Origin of the sequence: Methanothrix sp. (assembly GCF_030055635.1) — an archaeon.
Lineage (GTDB): Archaea > Halobacteriota > Methanosarcinia > Methanotrichales > Methanotrichaceae > Methanothrix_B.
Genome location: NZ_JASFYM010000005.1, coordinates 87,953 through 103,543 on the forward strand (window position 1 = coordinate 87,953; position 15,591 = coordinate 103,543).

Sequence of the window (15,591 nt, forward strand, 5' to 3'; positions counted from 1 at the left end):
CTGCTGGATTCATGCACCACAGTGCTAGCGCACGCCTATTTCTGACAGCATGTTTGTTATCGAGACCACGACCCGCGCATGATCTCTTAGATTTGCTTAACAGCTGAGCAATCTGCGCTGTGACTTCCTCTCCGGCCTGAAGGCCGGAGCTTCCTGATTCACAGATCCGGTTATCCAGCATCTCCACAGGCTCTACCCCTCAGTCCGAGGGTGAGTATGTTCAACGTGCTTCTACTAACGTAGAAGCAGTGGCTACCTTCAGTAGCCACTCCGCGTTGAGATCCCGATCCAGCCTGAGCCCACATCGCGGGCATTCGTGGACTCGATCCTTCAGCGTCTTAGGCACAAGAATACCACAACCTGAACATCGCTGAGACGTGTACCTGGAATCGACCAGCTCAACGGACTTACCAGCCCTCGCAGCCTTGTAAGTGGTGAACTGGATTAATCGACCCCAGGAGTGATCTAAGATGTGTTTCGCGAGGTTGTGGTTCTTTACCATGTTATTGATATTCAGGTTCTCGAATATGATGAGATCCGCTTTATCCACGAGCTTCTTCGAGACCTGATGCAGAAACTCGTCTCTGAGGTTCCTGATCTTTCTGTGGATCCTGGCAACCTTGAGCTTCTGCTTGATCCAGTTCTTCGAGCCCTTGATCTTCCTGGAAAGTCTCCGTTGTGCTGCTGCTAGCTTCTTCTCCATCTGTACGAGATATCGCGGGTAGCTGAACGTCTCGCCAGTCGAGAGCGTCACAGCATTCTTCAGACCCACATCAACACCTACAGCGGTTCTTGGTTCCACCCTGGGCGGTTCCTCTTCTGTATCGACGGAGAATATCGCGTACCATGCACCGGTGGTGTCGCGCTTTATGGTGCATGTCTTGATTTTGCCCTCGATCTCTCGATGCTTGAATATCCGGATAGCGCCAATACCGGAGAGTATGAGCTTCGATCCTTCGATTTTGTAGCCGATACCGGCATCCGGATAAGTGAACGACTTGTACCATCCCCTGCCCTTGAATCGTGGATATCCTGGTGTCTCTCCGTTCTTAACCCGCCTGAAGAAGTTCTGAAACGCCTTGTCAACACGTCTGAGGACGTCTTGGAGAACATGGGCGTATACAGCTTTGAGAGCTTGATGTTTCTTGCGGTTCGCTGATAGCTGCCTTGCCATCTCATAGTACGTCAGATTGTAGCGGTCGTCCTCCCATGCCTCCTTCTTCGCTGCCAGAGCATCGTTGTAGAGCTGCCTGCAGGTCTCCAGCGTATCCTCTAGCTTTTTGATCTGAGCCTCAGTCGGATACAACCGGAACCTGTAAGCAGATCTCATCTCGATCGTTGCTCCTTCTATATTGCGTACGGGCTTACTCCGGCCTGAAGACCGGAGTTTGCGCCCTGCTATTCTCTATCAAGCTCATTCATTCTTGCGGTTAGATACTCCCGCATCTCGAGAATAGCATCTCTCAGTGTGCTCCTGTTGCTGTAATCACTGAGTACCGCCTGGAGATCCTCTCTGGTGGATCCTGATAGCGATCTTATCTTTCCAATGAGATTCGGAACAGCTCTTGTTATGTTATCCACTATCGAGATGCTGGCCATCATGGATGTCCTTGAGAGAGGATTGAGGTCCACTGCTATCACTGTCTTCCCCATCCTCACGAGAGCCTCGCACCTGTCCCCGTCCTCAAGTGGAATCACCACCACATCTGCATCGTATATGCCGCCTCTCGTGGCCAGCGCGCGGCTGTGCTCCAGCCCCGGTATCCTGCAGTCCGGCCTCTCTCCGAGCACCATGCTCGCGCCGTGAGATCTTAAGAGATCTGCGATTTTCCTCACCCGATCCTCGCTCCTGTGAAAGAGATTGACCTCCAGTGGTGCGTTCAGAAGAGATGCAAGCTCCACCATCTCTGCGGGGACCAGAGCTGCGACGTTCCCGTTCACACTGATCGCCGGCCTCTCCGCGAGCAGAAGAGCTGCTGATGCTGCGAGTGTTGCCCGATCCGCGGAGCGCATAGTCCTCTCCCCGAGGATGTAATCGAACGCCTCACCCCTGCCCTGCGCGATCAGGCCCTGGACGCTTGTTATCCCGTTTCTAACACCATCCGCTATCCTCTCGCGGGTCATGAGTGATGCATATCTTGGATGCGATTTGGGTATCTCAGTCAAGCAGAGGCCCCCTCTGAACGATCTCCGTCTCGATCACATCTCCGAAGTCTTGAAGCGCCTCCCTGCATTCGTCTCCTCCTACGGCGAAAACCGAGTCGCCAAGCATTATCATGCTCGCCATTCCACCTGAAGATTCGACAGCCTCTATGGCATCCATCGCCCATGAGCTCGCCAGCCCGGTCTCGTATGTGAATCTCCTCGAAAGACGCATGAACTCCCCCAGAGTCGGCCTGCGCAGGATCTCCTTCACAGCCCTCTCACCCGCATCATTGATTCTCTTCATAACACCCGCATCTCTGAGCACATCTCTCGTCGGTATAGGACCTCTCACAACCGCGTAGACCCTTGTTCTCGGTATGGGAATCCTGTCAACAACTCCTCTCCCCGGAGCGCCATGTGCTATGCGTATGACCAGCCCGCCGGTGTTCTGCGCTATGACATCCCCGAGGCCTGTGCCGTTCAGGACCTCTGCGCGATGCGCGACCGAGGCGGCCTGGTTCGACGTCAGCCCCAGGTCGAATAGCTGGTTCAGCGCGTATGCGCAGCTCAGCGCTCCAGCGCCGCTCGCCCCGAAGCCCGCGCCCATCACCATATCCAGCTCAGTCTCGACCCTGACAGGCGACGGCGCCAGCGAATCAACGACGTGCCTGCTCACCGGCGCATCTGATGGCCGCCCGTTGATGATTATCTGGGTAGAATCCGCTCTGCTCACAGCGGTCCTTGCGAGAAGCCCGAGGGTGAAACCGCAACCTATGGAGCCAGACGCAAGCGGATCCTCCTCGCGCCTTGCTGCGAAGAATCCGGTCACGTGCCCGGGGACCGTGGCCCTCACCGTCCCCACAACCTTTCTGCCGCCCCGTGAGGCGACTTCCCCTCCGGCCTGAAGACCGGAGCTTGCGCCCTGTTTATTCTCTATCAGCTCACTGCTGCTGTTTGCGCGCTTCCCCTCATTCACGATCTCTCTCATTCAGGATCCTCACAAGCTCGTCGATCACCCTCCTCGCTATGATGCTCTTCTTCCCCGAGACCTCTGCGTATGTGCCATTCTCTCTTACAATCAGAACCCTGTTATCGTCTGTTCCCATCCCGCCTGCACCCACATCGTTCGCGATCACGAGATTCAGGCGCGATGCGTCCATGGATTCGCGGGCGCTTCTGATCAGATCCTCATCGCTCACGAACGTCTCCGCCTTGAACCCTATCATCGTGAGATCCGGATGCATCGAGCGTACGGACCTCAGTATCTTCGGGGCCGGCTTCAGCCTCAGGAGGAGCTCATCCCTAGATTTGATCTTTCTCTCCTCCATATCCACGGTGAAGTCCCCGACTGCTGCTGCTCCTATCAGGGCGTCGTACCCGCTGGAGAGCTCATCCATGACAGCGTCGAGCATATCCTGAGCGCTCTCGACATATATCTCCTTAAAGGGCAGCCCCAGCCTGGCCCTGTGGATTATCGTCACATCAGCGCCGCGCCTGTAGGCCTCGCGCGCAATCTCCACGCCGGTTCTTCCCGAGGCGCGGTTCGTTATTATCCTGATCGGATCGATGCTCTCAGCAGTTGCGCCGCTGGTCACGAGGATCCGCCTGGATCTGAGATCCCCCGGCCCCAGAATCCGCTCGACCTCAGCGACTATCCTGGCGTTTTCGGCGATCTTCGCCTTCGACTCCTCGATCCGGGGATCTATGCACACAACTCCCATTGATCTGAGCTTATTCAGGTTCTCTACGACAGCAGGGTGGCGGTACATCGCCTCGTGCATTGCAGGCACGACAGCGACCGGCTTTCCGCTTCCTATTGCGGTGGTCGCGAAGGTCGTGACCGGTGTATCGTCTATGCCGCATGCGATCTTTCCTATTGTGTTCGCGGTGGCAGGGGCTATCAGAAGCATATCCGCGCGCCCCTCAACGCCGCAGAGCTCCACATGCTCGACGCGACCGGTTATCTCGGTGATGACCGGGTTGCCACTGGCGTACTCAAGCGCTTGCGGATGCAGTATCCCCTGCGCCGCCTCAGACATCACGCAGTGCACATCCGCGCCGCGTCTGATGAGGTCGCGCACAAGATCGACAACCCTGACGGCAGCGATGCTCCCTGTGACGCCCAGGGCTACCGTCCTTCCTGCGAGGGTATCGCTGACAGATCCAGAGATGCTAAGCTCCATCACGTGATGCTCTGAGTCGATCAAGAAATAGTTATCCCAGGGAGACCAGATGCCCGCTCACTGAGAGCCAGCGCCATGCATCACGAACGTATCGGCAGAGGCTCTCGATGCCCATCTCGCTCGGCTCTTAGAGACACGACCGGAGATCGTGGGCCGAGTCTTCTGAAGCTAATGCTTGAGCACAAACCTTATGTAAGATCTCGAACGAGGGCTCTCTCCGGGCCGGGGTGGCCTAGCTGGTTAGGGCGCCAGACTCATAGGGTAAGCCAAAGGCGCCTGGGTCATCTGGAAGTCGCGGGCTCGAATCCCGCCCCCGGCACTTATTTTGCAAGACCTGTGACATCCGCATCGTAGCAAGCAGAGCAAAAGGTTTTAATATGAGTATTTCAGAGTTATGAATGCGCAAAAACTCTGTGTAGTTTTTCGCTAAGGACGGTGAAGAATTGTTTAGAAGTGAGGAAGGATTTTCTCGTGGCTCTGCTCCTTCTGCCCCGGTGGCTGTTGGCAGCGAGTACAACGTGAAGATCGAGGATATCGCCCGTGAAGGGGACGGTATCGCAAGGGTTGAAGGCTTCGTTATCTTTGTCCCGGATACCCAGGTTGGGGATCAGGTAAGGATACAGATCGACCGTGTGATGCGCCGCTTCGCGATTGGCCACAAGGTCTGAAAACCTTCAGCTTTTGTACAAAGGAGTTTGCTGGTTCTGCGAACCAAGCAGCCTCTGTTTTTTTGCTGATTATCATGCAGTTTTACATATTTTTTCTAGGCCATGCGATTAAAATGCGTGTTGCAGGAAGTGCGACCGGTGCATTCTCTCCGGCCTTAAGACCGGAGTTTGCGCCAGTTTTGAAGAACTCCCGTTGATTCTCTCGCCTTATCCAGGTGTTCGATCCCACGACCAGCATATTTCGATCCGTATTCGTTATCTGGACGTGGGCCTGAATCAACATCCAGGGCAGGATATCCCATGCGTCTGGACGGGTTGAGCGCTGCGATTTTCGATGATGTACACGACCCGTTATCTCACATGGAGCCCGTTCGCTCTCAGGTACTCCTTGACCTGGCCGACGGTGTACTCTCCGCGGTGGAACATGCCTGCAGCGAGGGCCTTGTCCGCGCCTCCTATCGTGAACGCCTCCAGTATGTGCTGGGGCGTGGAGGCTCCACCGCTGGCGGTAACCGGAACATCAACCGCATCGCATATCGCCTTCGTGAGAGGCAGATCGTATCCGATGTTCGTCCCATCCCTGTCCATGCTGGTGGGCAGAATCTCTCCGGCTCCGAGACGCTCCACCCTCCTGCACCACTCTATGGCATCCATGCCGGTCGGCTCTCTTCCCCCGTAGATCACGACCTCGAACCAGCCGCGTCTGCCGTCCTCCAGCTCGTAGACGTTCACGCCAGGGATGATCTCAGTGTTCCGCCTGGCGTCAACCGCGACCGTGATCCTCTCTGAGCCGAATGTCCTGGCTGCGTCCCTTACGAGATCCGGATTCCTGACCGCGGCTGTGTTGATCCCAACCCTGTCCGCGCCTGCCTCCAGTATCTCCCTTATGCCCTGAATGCTGCTGATCCCACCACCCACAGTGAATGGTATGTCAACAGCATCCGCAACCCTCCTGGCGACGTCCACCATTGTCTTTCTCCCCTCATGGGATGCGGTGATGTCGAGGAAAACAAGCTCGTCAGCGCCCTGCTCCTGGTAGCGGCGTGCGAATGCGACCGGGTCGCCCTGGCGCTTCAGGTCCACGAACTTCACGCCCTTGACAACCGAGGGAACACCATCCACGACCTTGACGTCGAGGCATGGAACGATCATGGCATAATCTCTCATGGCTGTTAGAAGCGGATCACCGGAGATAAAAGCCTTGCCGGCCTGGATCTCCATTTGCTGGAAGATGGCATACTCTGATATTGGAGATGATGCACAGCAATAACAAAAGAGCCTCCATGATCGATTATGCCTCTCGCAGAATTGTGCCTGCCATTCTGGTACACAGTGTGCTTATAGGAGAACAGGAAGCCCCGGTCTACACGCTGAGGAGGTAAGCTAAAGCTCCGCGTTCTCGAGAGCCCTGCTGCATCTGCATGATCTCTGCCCGGGGATCCTCGAGACCGCCCTCTCGATTATCCTGGCGAGAGCGCTCCTGGATTTTCTCTCGACGCTCACGATCTGGTCGATATCGATCTGGCCCTCGCCTGCGGTGTTCGTCACCAGGCAGATCGATGCGTAGCACAGGGCCCTTTCCCTCGCAAGCACAACCTCAGGGTATCCGGTCATCCCGACCACATCTCCGAAGCATCTGAGCATTTTTATCTGAGCACGCGTCTCGAGGTGCGGCCCCTCTGTGCACACATAGACCCCTTCGTAGGGCTCATGCCCCTCAGCCCTGCAGGATTCCATCAGCGCAGCCCTTATCTCAGGGCAGTACGGCTCGCTCATGTCCACGTGAACCGCGCGATCCTCGTAGAATGTGGAGACCCTGGATTTCGTGAACTCTATGAAGTCGTTCGGTATCACGAAGCTTCCCGGGGGTGAGATCATCGAGCCGACTGTGTTTATGGCTATGATCCTATCAGCGCCGGTGAATGCCGCGGCGCATATTATCGCCCTGTAGTTGACGCGGTGGGGCGGAAGATGATCATCTCCATGTCTTGAAATGAAAACGATATCCCTCCCGCTGATCCTCGAGGAGAACGCTCCGACGTTTCCGTAGGGTGTGGAGATCTTGCTCTTCTCTCCACCATGTGTCAGGACCCTGCCGATGATGACCACATCAGCATGCATCGATGGAAAGAGATCTCTCAAGCATAAAGCGCTTTTGTCCGGAGCTGGTTGTCCGGATATCACCTCAGCGTCTCGAACCCGCGGCGGATGATCGCTGCCATGAGCTCGCAGCACATGATCTGCGCGCTATCTTGTGAGGATTACTCATCTTCTGAGAAGTAGTCGTGGTCGATCTTCTTGATATGAATGGATCTGACCGTATTCACCCCCACATCATTATCGATCATCAGCTCGACCAGCGTCTCGCCATCGATGAGCACGATCCTGCTATCGATCACCTTCACATAATCATATGCCTCCTCAGAGAATTGGCCTGTGGTTATGAATATGCCCTTGCGTGCATGCTTTCCCTGCAGCGCTCCAGCGAACTTCTGGATCTCCGGCCTCCCGACTGTGCCATCCCAGCGCTTGGCCTGTATGTAGACGGAATCCAGTCCGAGGCGGTCCTCCTTGATGATGCCATCTATCCCCTCATCACCGGCCCTGCCTATTGCCTGGCCCGCATCCTGGCGCGTGCCCCCATATCCCATCTTCACGAGAACATCTATCACAAGCTTCTCGAAGAACTCCGGAGAGCACTGCTTCACCATACTGAGTAGCTCTGCAGCAAGGCCCTCACGCAGCCGCTGGTATGCATCATCCAGGAGCTCCTCGGGGCTGCACACTGATGTAGCACATAATTTTGCATCGCTTTCGTGGCCAAGATCCTTATCCTTTGTTTTTATAAACTGGCTTACAAATTTATAATCTATTTTCTCTGGGTTACTCTTCAGGACATCGATGCCCTTCTGGGTTATGCGAAAATGCTTTGGCTTAGTGTATTCGAGTAAGCCTGCTTGTTTAAGGTAGACTCGCGCATAGAACATACGGTTACCGAAAATGGTCTTTTTCCCAGAAGGGAGCAATTTATTGCGCTCCTCATCCGTCAGGTTGAATCTCTTCGCCATCGCATCTAAGGCCTCACTAAATGAGTGCTCCTTCTGATCTGCGGCAAACTCCAGCAGCGGCAGCATGATTGTTTCATAATCAGGGATGGCCATTGCAACCACCTTGCATATTGAGCCATGCAGCAAAACGCCCTGCTCCGGAGGAGGTGTATGCATTGCAGATGTGACGGTGGGTATCCAGCAGCGCACACCTTTCGATCTCGATGTGGTTCTCAGTCGTATGATGCGGTTCAATTTCGGTAGCAATCCATGCTCCGTGATTCGATTGTCTGAGGATCTTAGAGTCTCACGGATCGGGAGCGCACCTGAGCGTTCTGCCTATTTTTATCTGCACGAAAGATACTCTTAATTTTTCAAGGTTTCGCCCGCTAGCGCACGCTTGAGGATCTTTCCTGTTATTGGGGTTCGATGGCTTATAGCCGCCAACCATAAGAGCACGTGGCACAGAGCGTGGTGTATGAGATGCGAGATATGCGGTGCAGAGGGGATGCCCCTTCTCAAGGTAATGCACAAAGAGCTGGGGCCCAGAAGGATATGCGAAAAGTGCTACAAGCGTGAGATCGATATGCTCGTGGAGATGAAGCGCTGCTGCTGAAGCTTGGGAGACGCTCTTCAGGCAGTGGAGCAGCAGATCCTGAGACATGAGCACATAAGGCTGCATGGAATCGCACAGCAGCGCGCCCGGCATCTGATCCAGAAAGCCTTATATCGAACAAATCCGCTACGGAATACACAGCGCGGGGGTAACCAAGCCAGGCCAACGGTGATAGACTCAAGATCTATTCTCGCAGGAGTTCAAGGGTTCAAATCCCTTCCCCCGCACTGTTTTACCGGCAGTGTCGCAAATCCGGGACCCTGACAGTGCCAGATAATTCCCCAGCAGTACGTTAAGCAGTCTACCTTCGTTGAGCGATCTCGATGGGCTATATTTGTCTGTAGACTGCAATTTCCCAGCAGGGCGAAAGATCGGCGCAGCTATCTGCTCAGTTCAGCCTCCAGATCGTGTAGTTGAGGAATGCTGCAAAGCTCACCCATAAGATGTAGGGCACAAGAAGAGCGCCAGCCTTCTGTGAGATCTCAAAGAATCTTCTCATGGTTACTATTATCGAGAGCCAGAGTGCAGCTATGACGACAAGCGCGTACAACGGCGAGCGCAGTCCGAAGAAAGCTCCGGACCACAGGATGTTCAGAAGAAGCTGAACGCCAAATGGTACCAGGGCGCCTTTCAATCTTCCAGCCTCAGGCTTCGAGTCAACTACTAGGAACAGCGATATGCCCATTAGCGTGTAGAGAATCACCCAGACAACTCCTATGAACCATCCGGGCGGTGTGTAAGGAGGTTTGACCAGCGTCGTGTACCATGTGTTGACCGATAGATCTGTGAAGTAAGATCCAACGACGCCGGCAAGCTGGCAGATTGTTATGCACACAACAAGCAGAACGGTTCTCTCTCTCATTAAAACCCCCACATTATCTGAAATTCTCGCCTTCAGGCTGGGAAACAGCGGATGCTTATCAGTTAGCTGAAGCGTGTGCGTTGCTGCACGATCCGGATAGCAGGATACACGTCAGCACACTGCTCCCATCAGACGAATGATCCTGATTCAGTCCTCCAGCCTGCAGAGCTGACAGCTGTGATGCCACTTGGGCTCAACCTGTATTCTGACAGGATTGCTCATGCTGTGCACACCTGCTTTCATATTGCGTATGACCCTGCGCACATCATCCCTATCCCGGGATGTGATCCTGCCGATCTCTGTGCCCACAATGCCATGATGTCCCTCGGTCCTCTCGATCCTGACCACTGAATACTCCTGGGCGTCCTCGCTGTCGCCGTCCCCCAGATACAGGAGATCGCCGTGGTAGAATCCGTAGCATAGGGGCCATGTGTGCTCTGTCATCGCCTTGACGAGATCATCCTCGCTATCCACCTCCATGAAGGAGAAGATACGGTCCGGGTGTTTCATCTGATGAACCTCCATCTAGATCTGACCATCGATGCGAGCTTTGGGTTCTTGAAACCCATGTATATCTCAGGATCTGTCGTGAACCCTATGAATGGATCGACAGTGCCCTCCTCCATGTTGGCCACCCATATCTGCACACCCTTCTCATCGAGAAGGCCCGCATGCTTCTGATAGAACGACATGAATGGCTCCAGGCTCTCCTCATGCGGCACGATTGCGGCCATGCCGTCGTAAAGCTCAGACGCGAGTATGCACTCCTCAACATCGAGCATGCCTATCCTGGGATAGACAAGAACCTCCAGCCTGTCCTCTCCCTTCACGAAGGTGAGCCTGCCCGGACCTCTGAGAGATAGCGAGTACCCGGCACGTGTGAGAAAATCTGCCGTCAGGTCCTCCAGGTTGGAGCGAACGAGATCCAGCAGCTCATTCCTTGATCCCTTAAATATCTCGTATGCCCTCTCGAAGTCCGGCTTGTCGTACTTTCCCGAGAGCGGGAAGTGGAAGATCCTGCCATGCATCACTATGAAGCTGTCAAGCTTTGGCGTGTCGTGAAAGACCGGATGCCCGCTCATTATGCTCGAGAATATCCCGGGCGCCGGCCTCTCCCCCACCATTCTTTTCAGTACATCCATCTCGGCATCGCTCAGACGCGCCTCGCGAACCGCCTGGTATATCCTGTGAAGAAGCTCGCATCTCGCGATTATTCCCCTCTCTTTCAGGAGAGTGTTTATCCTCTCCCCTATTAGCCCTATCCTGTCTGTCATGATCTCATAGAACCTCCTGGGGTGTAGGGGTAGCAGAAACCCCGCCATTCAGGGCGGGGAGGAGCGTACCCCACACAGATACCCCGAAATATTTTAATACAAACTGAACATATTTCTCAATACAATGCTTCAGACTCTGATGATCAGGCTCGATCCAGACGAGGAGCAGTACAGGATCCTTCTGGAGACGATGCACCGCTTCAACGAGGCCTGTAACTACATCGCAGAAGTAGCGTACTCCATCGGGAAGGCCAACAAGATCGAGGTCCATAAGGCAGTTTACTACGACGTTAGGAAGCGATTCGGTCTCTCCGCACAGCTCACAGTCAGAGCGATCTCCAAGGTTGTTGAGGCATACAAGCGAGACCGATCTGTTAAGCCACAGTTTCGGCCTGATGGCGCGATTGTTTACGATCAGCGAATACTCTCCTGGAAGGGACTTGAGGCGGTCTCGCTGACAACGCTTGAAGGCAGACAGCTCATCGCCGTCAGGATCGGTGACTACCAGAAAGCTCGGATGGATCGAGTCCGTGGCCAGGCAGATCTTATACTCAGAAACGGTGTCTTCTACCTCGCCGCTGTCGTTGAAGCTCCAGAGGAGACTCCCTACGAGCCCAGGGGTGTGCTCGGTGTCGATCTCGGAATCAGGTATCTCGCTGTCGATTCCGATGGCGAGATACACAGCGGCGAGAAGCTTCTGGAGACCAGAGAACGACTTGATTCGCTCAGAGCCAGACTCCAGAGTGTGGGTACCAGGTCTGCTAAAAGGCATCTCAAGAAGCTCTCCGGCAGGGTGAAGCGGTTCACCAGAGATGTCAACCACTGCATCTCCAGGCATATAGTCGTGAAGGCCAAAGACACTCTCCGTGCGATCGCTCTTGAGAACCTCAAGGGCATCCGGAGAGCACCGGTTGGGATGGCTCAGCGTCGCGACAAACACGCCTGGAGTTTTGATATGCTGAAGAGATACATCCTCTACAAGGCAAAACTGCTTGGCGTGCCAGTTGTGTTCGTGGATCCGAAGCATACGTCGCAGACCTGTCCCTCCTGCGGACACGTTTCCAAGAGCAACCGTCCTGCCAGAGACGATTTTAGATGTGAGTCGTGCGGCTTCGCTGGGTTCGCTGACCACATCGCTGCGATCAATATCGCATCCAGGGCTGCTGTCAACCAGCCTATTGTAGCGGTGCATATGCATCAGTTACAAGCTCCGGTCTTCAGGCCGGAGTAGTTGACGAAGGCTCCTTTATCGTTTTGCCTGTAAGCTGCGTATCCGATCTGATAACAGCGGCGGAAGAGCGGGATCTTCTAGATCTGAGAAGCACAGCGCTGCGTTTCCTGGATCGCAGCGAGCTCCGCCCGCAGCTCTCCCATCTTTGCCACCCGCTCGGCGAACGCATTGTGTCTGTGTATGCTCTCCTCGTTTATCTGCTTCAGCGTGACGACCGCGTCATCTGGGAGATCGGTGAACGCTGCGACGACCCTCTGGGCCATCTCCCGGACGCAGTCCTCCACGAACATCGGGTTCATGTGTGCCCGCGATACGACAAGAGCCTCATCAGGGCGCTTCAGCAGGCCGTATACCTTCGAGGACATCGACTCCTCTATGATTCTTATTATGCGGTCTATGGAGACGCATTTCCTGTCGCTGACCTCTATCGATATGCTGCCGCGTCCACGCTGGTTGTGCGTTGCCACCGGAACCCTTGCCAGAAAGTCCTCGATCGCATCCGCACTGAGGCCGAGGTTGAGGAGATCCCTGCGCATCTGCTCCCTCACTATCTCCTGGGCGCAGGGGCATGCTGTGGTGCCGATGACCTCAGCGCCGACGAGCTTTCTGACGTGTGGATCGGGGAATGTCGTGGCCCTCGCCTCCGCGAAGATGTCAACCACCTCCTGGCAGTTCACCATCGTCGCAGGGGTCTGACGCTTCACTATGTACTCGCTCTTCATCTTCACCTCAGCCCTCGTCGCGTACTCATGCCGCTCGAGCAGACGCAGGGCGATCTTGCCGCAGAGCTCCTCTATCTCGTAAACAGGCCTCGAGATCTCCTCCTCCAGAACCTCATCGATGGCCTCGGTGTTCCTCGAGAGGTTCGCGCCCTTCCTGCTCGATGGGAGATCCACAAACACCTCGAAGTTCGATATGAGAACGATGGGCCTCTCACCGCTCCTCTCGACCTTCACGAGCTTCTTCACTCCCGTCACCCCGACCCTTGTGAGGTTGATCGGGTATGCGGGGTGACAGGCCTGAACGTCCGGCAGTCTGTCCAACACACTCCACCCTAATCCTCATCAAGGCCGAGCTCATCCATCAGCAGCAGGAGCCTGTCGACCTCCTCAAGAAGCTCATCGAGCATCTCCGAGATCCTGCAGTCCCTTTCGTTTATGCCATCAAGGATGGACTCAAGCTCTGCCCTAACATTCTCATCATAGCCTGTGAGCATTAGCTCACGAAGCTGCCTCTCGACATATTCTGAATCATGCATGTGATTGTCCTCACAGTAAACCTGAGCCAAAGATATTTGAGCCTTTTCTGATGGGTGCAGTTCAGATCGCAGCTCTGCATTCAACCATAGGAACGCAGGCAGAAGACCACTATCCTTCAGAGATCACTCAAATCCCGAAACGAAGCTCCTGACGCAGTATCTCAGATCCTGGTGGTACCCGCCCTCGAGAACTGCGAATCTGCGCCCACCACATCTCTCCTCAGATGCGTCTCTTATCAGGGAGCCGATCTTACTGTAGTCGTCCATATCGAGTATGCCGCCCCAGTCCAGCCGGTATGTGTCAAATCCGGCTGATACGCCTATGATATCGTACTCGTGGGATTCGAGCGCTCTCTCCACCTGCTCGATGTATCCATCGCTCTCGAGCTTTATGTAATCGAAGTTCGCATCGATGGCGCCGATGTTGACGACGCTGACATCCGGATCCCATCGAAATATGCTCACAGTCCCATCGCCGAAGTGCAGGTCGATGTCCAGGATCAGGACTTTCTGGACATGCTGCCTGATGGCCTTCACAGCTATTGCGATGTTGTTGAAGAAGCACATGCCCCATGAGTGGTCGGAGGATGCATGATGTCCTGGCGGGCGGATCAGCCCGAAGGCCGGCTCTCTAAGAGAGATCCTCGCGGCTGCAACAGCGCCACCTGCTGCAAGAGCCGCAGCCTCGTAGAGCCCTCTCAGCCTCACGCGCTCGATGTGGCCTGCGGTATGGACCGCTGCGATCTCCCCGTGGCTCGCTGGAGCTGGCTCGAAAAACTCATACCCTGATAGCTCCTGAGCTGCAAGCCTGACCCTGTCAGGGTGCTCAACAGGATTTGTGGGGTACCGCTCCTCAAAGCCCCTGCTGTAGACTACGATCATCTCCCTCCTCCACAGTCAGCATCATCGAAATCAAAAGCCTGTGGAATTCGTGACGCCCATGTCAGCGAATTCCAGCAAAAATACAGCCACCGGATAGGGATCTGGGCCGGAGGCAACAGCTCAGACGCATGGAAGCGTCAGCGGTGGATTCTCGCCCACCTCTATCTCCTCTCGTATATTGACCTCGCCAATATAGAGGCCGCCCATGAGCATGTTTGTCGTCTTGTCGGTCTTGTTGACGAACCTCGCCCCTATCCTGGCAGTGCCGTGGAGATATGAGTTGATCTGGTAGAGCGAGACGTTCTCGCTCTGGTATATTGTGGTGTCCTTGACGAGATCCCTTATCGATGAATAGCTCTCCGAGACCACACTGCCGATGTCGTAGTTCTTTGCGCAGAGCGCGTTCTTCAGATCGCTCTCAGATGGGCCCTCTGAGTACGGATGGTATTCAAAGTAACCCCATTCGTTGAAGTACATCTCGCTCTCATCTGATGTGTTGCTGCTCCAGAAGTCGATCGTCTGCCTCCTCGAGACTGTCCCGCTGCCCCTTGTACCAACAACAAGCTTCTGTCCCTTGAACCCGTAGTCTGTCTCGTATATCTTCGTCTCGTCCATGTATCCGTTGACAAAGAGATACGAGTGCTGGGTCAGGGTGCGGTTGCCTCCGCAGGATGCTGGGCACACGCTGAGACATATCAGGACCAGCATGAGCACAGAAAACATGGCAAAGAGATGTCTCATGACATGCACATCTTTCAGATTCCATTGTAGTGACATGCGATCCACGCCATTTCCTTGATCTGAAGGAATAGATACTTTGCGGTTCACTTCATATCCACATATGTTGAACTGTGGAGTCCCGAAATTATTTCGCGTCTCATCTAACTCCGGCGTAATAGTCCGGAATATGAAGCTGACCCAGGCGAAGGTTCGCTGTATTCTTCGCCAGAACCGCAAAGGTGTGGCCACGAAAGAGATTGCGAGGGACATGAAGGTGTCACAAAGGAGGGTTCAACAGATCATAAAGTCATACAGAGAGTCTGGACGGGAACCTTTACTGGGAGAGCATATTGGTCGTCCCTGCAAACCTTACGACGAGAATGAGGCAGGTATTGTAAGAGCAGCCCATGCAAGATATCGATTTGGTGCGCGGATGCTGGAACATGTGATCAGGAAGCAATATAAGGTCTGCATATCACATATAGTATTCCGCATAAGTTTATATAATATTGTAAATTACATAAAATTACCTGTGAAGTTAGATGTATCCATTAATTTTTAAGTAAATTTATATGAACTGATGCAGAAGACTATAATCTCGGGACTCTACAAGCGCAACCAAAAGCCATTTATAAGAAAACTTTAAAATTAAGTTTAGCCTATTTCAAAAAGGAGGCTTCCATGTCCAGCAGTACTCTGTATCTC

The 15,591-nt window shown here is 54.4% G+C and carries 18 protein-coding genes, 2 tRNA genes and 1 pseudogene; 6 read left to right on the forward strand and 15 right to left on the reverse strand.

Annotation, left to right across the window (positions count from 1 at the left end):
- Positions 1–220: 220 nt before the first annotated feature.
- From QFX31_RS03420 to coaBC, 4 genes are all read right to left on the reverse strand, one after another.
- Positions 221–1,330: an RNA-guided endonuclease TnpB family protein gene (locus QFX31_RS03420; protein WP_348530732.1), complete on the reverse strand. Its 1,110-nt coding sequence runs from the start codon at positions 1,328–1,330 to the stop codon at positions 221–223.
- 68 nt (positions 1,331–1,398) lie between these two features.
- On the reverse strand, positions 1,399–2,166 hold the full coding sequence (locus tag QFX31_RS03425; RefSeq protein ID WP_348530733.1) for a 4-phosphopantoate--beta-alanine ligase: 768 nt from the start codon (positions 2,164–2,166) through the stop codon (positions 1,399–1,401).
- A complete protein-coding gene (locus tag QFX31_RS03430) occupies positions 2,159–3,133 on the reverse strand; it encodes a pantoate kinase (protein WP_348530734.1) in 975 nt (324 codons plus the stop codon). Before QFX31_RS03430 ends, QFX31_RS03425 begins: the two co-directional genes overlap by 8 nt.
- A complete protein-coding gene (coaBC, locus tag QFX31_RS03435; RefSeq protein ID WP_348530735.1) occupies positions 3,114–4,328 on the reverse strand; it encodes a bifunctional phosphopantothenoylcysteine decarboxylase/phosphopantothenate--cysteine ligase CoaBC in 1,215 nt (404 codons plus the stop codon). The genes QFX31_RS03430 and coaBC overlap by 20 nt, the downstream gene beginning before the upstream one ends.
- Before the next feature lie 221 nt (positions 4,329–4,549).
- Here coaBC and QFX31_RS03440 point away from each other — a divergent pair.
- A tRNA-Met gene (locus QFX31_RS03440) sits at positions 4,550–4,647 on the forward strand.
- A 124-nt stretch (positions 4,648–4,771) separates the two neighbouring features.
- Positions 4,772–4,996, forward strand: coding sequence for a TRAM domain-containing protein (locus tag QFX31_RS03445; RefSeq protein WP_296608268.1), 225 nt, complete (start codon positions 4,772–4,774; stop codon positions 4,994–4,996).
- A gap of 351 nt (positions 4,997–5,347) precedes the next feature.
- Here the strand turns inward: QFX31_RS03445 and hisF are convergent, their stop codons facing one another.
- The 4 genes and pseudogenes from hisF to QFX31_RS03465 form a co-directional block, all read right to left on the reverse strand.
- Positions 5,348–6,163 (reverse strand): imidazole glycerol phosphate synthase subunit HisF, encoded by an 816-nt coding sequence (gene hisF, locus QFX31_RS03450; protein WP_348530736.1) that lies wholly within the window; start codon positions 6,161–6,163, stop codon positions 5,348–5,350.
- 216 nt (positions 6,164–6,379) lie between these two features.
- On the reverse strand, positions 6,380–7,117 hold the full coding sequence (locus QFX31_RS03455) for an MTAP family purine nucleoside phosphorylase (RefSeq protein WP_348530737.1): 738 nt from the start codon (positions 7,115–7,117) through the stop codon (positions 6,380–6,382).
- Between the two features lie 140 nt (positions 7,118–7,257).
- A complete protein-coding gene (locus tag QFX31_RS03460) occupies positions 7,258–7,782 on the reverse strand; it encodes a restriction endonuclease (protein ID WP_348530750.1) in 525 nt (174 codons plus the stop codon).
- 114 nt (positions 7,783–7,896) lie between these two features.
- Positions 7,897–8,220 (reverse strand): annotated as a pseudogene (locus tag QFX31_RS03465) (winged helix-turn-helix domain-containing protein); the annotation flags it as partial.
- Positions 8,221–8,521: 301 nt separating this feature from the next.
- On the opposite strand from QFX31_RS03465, the gene QFX31_RS03470 reads away from it, so the two are divergent.
- Both QFX31_RS03470 and QFX31_RS03475 read left to right on the forward strand, forming a co-directional pair.
- A complete protein-coding gene (locus tag QFX31_RS03470) occupies positions 8,522–8,659 on the forward strand; it encodes a hypothetical protein (RefSeq protein ID WP_348530738.1) in 138 nt (45 codons plus the stop codon).
- Positions 8,660–8,801: 142 nt separating this feature from the next.
- Positions 8,802–8,886, forward strand: a tRNA-Leu gene (locus tag QFX31_RS03475).
- 161 nt (positions 8,887–9,047) lie between these two features.
- Here the strand turns inward: QFX31_RS03475 and QFX31_RS03480 are convergent.
- The 3 genes from QFX31_RS03480 to QFX31_RS03490 all read right to left on the reverse strand — a co-directional run bounded on the left by QFX31_RS03480 (position 9,048) and on the right by QFX31_RS03490 (position 10,795).
- On the reverse strand, positions 9,048–9,521 hold the full coding sequence (locus QFX31_RS03480; RefSeq protein WP_348530739.1) for a TspO/MBR family protein: 474 nt from the start codon (positions 9,519–9,521) through the stop codon (positions 9,048–9,050).
- 147 nt (positions 9,522–9,668) lie between these two features.
- A complete protein-coding gene (locus QFX31_RS03485; RefSeq protein WP_348530740.1) occupies positions 9,669–10,031 on the reverse strand; it encodes a hypothetical protein in 363 nt (120 codons plus the stop codon).
- On the reverse strand, positions 10,028–10,795 hold the full coding sequence (locus QFX31_RS03490; RefSeq protein ID WP_348530741.1) for a hypothetical protein: 768 nt from the start codon (positions 10,793–10,795) through the stop codon (positions 10,028–10,030). Before QFX31_RS03490 ends, QFX31_RS03485 begins: the two co-directional genes overlap by 4 nt.
- Positions 10,796–10,919: 124 nt before the next feature.
- On the opposite strand from QFX31_RS03490, the gene QFX31_RS03495 reads away from it, so the two are divergent.
- Positions 10,920–12,026 carry a transposase gene (locus QFX31_RS03495; RefSeq protein WP_348530742.1) on the forward strand — a complete coding sequence of 369 codons (1,107 nt, stop codon included), beginning with the start codon at positions 10,920–10,922 and terminating at the stop codon, positions 12,024–12,026.
- A 77-nt stretch (positions 12,027–12,103) separates the two neighbouring features.
- Here the strand turns inward: QFX31_RS03495 and mptA are convergent, their stop codons facing one another.
- The 4 genes from mptA to QFX31_RS03515 all read right to left on the reverse strand — a co-directional run bounded on the left by mptA (position 12,104) and on the right by QFX31_RS03515 (position 14,889).
- Entirely contained in the window at positions 12,104–13,069 is a 966-nt protein-coding gene (gene mptA / locus QFX31_RS03500) for a GTP cyclohydrolase MptA (RefSeq protein WP_348530743.1), read from the reverse strand.
- An 11-nt stretch (positions 13,070–13,080) separates the two neighbouring features.
- Entirely contained in the window at positions 13,081–13,284 is a 204-nt protein-coding gene (locus QFX31_RS03505; RefSeq protein WP_348530744.1) for a hypothetical protein, read from the reverse strand.
- 123 nt (positions 13,285–13,407) lie between these two features.
- Positions 13,408–14,166, reverse strand: coding sequence for a histone deacetylase family protein (locus QFX31_RS03510; RefSeq protein ID WP_348530745.1), 759 nt, complete (start codon positions 14,164–14,166; stop codon positions 13,408–13,410).
- A gap of 120 nt (positions 14,167–14,286) precedes the next feature.
- Entirely contained in the window at positions 14,287–14,889 is a 603-nt protein-coding gene (locus QFX31_RS03515) for a hypothetical protein (protein WP_348530746.1), read from the reverse strand.
- 184 nt (positions 14,890–15,073) lie between these two features.
- Here QFX31_RS03515 and QFX31_RS03520 point away from each other — a divergent pair, with 184 nt between their 5' ends.
- Entirely contained in the window at positions 15,074–15,448 is a 375-nt protein-coding gene (locus QFX31_RS03520) for a helix-turn-helix domain-containing protein (protein WP_348530751.1), read from the forward strand.
- The last annotated feature ends 143 nt before the right edge of the window (positions 15,449–15,591 follow it).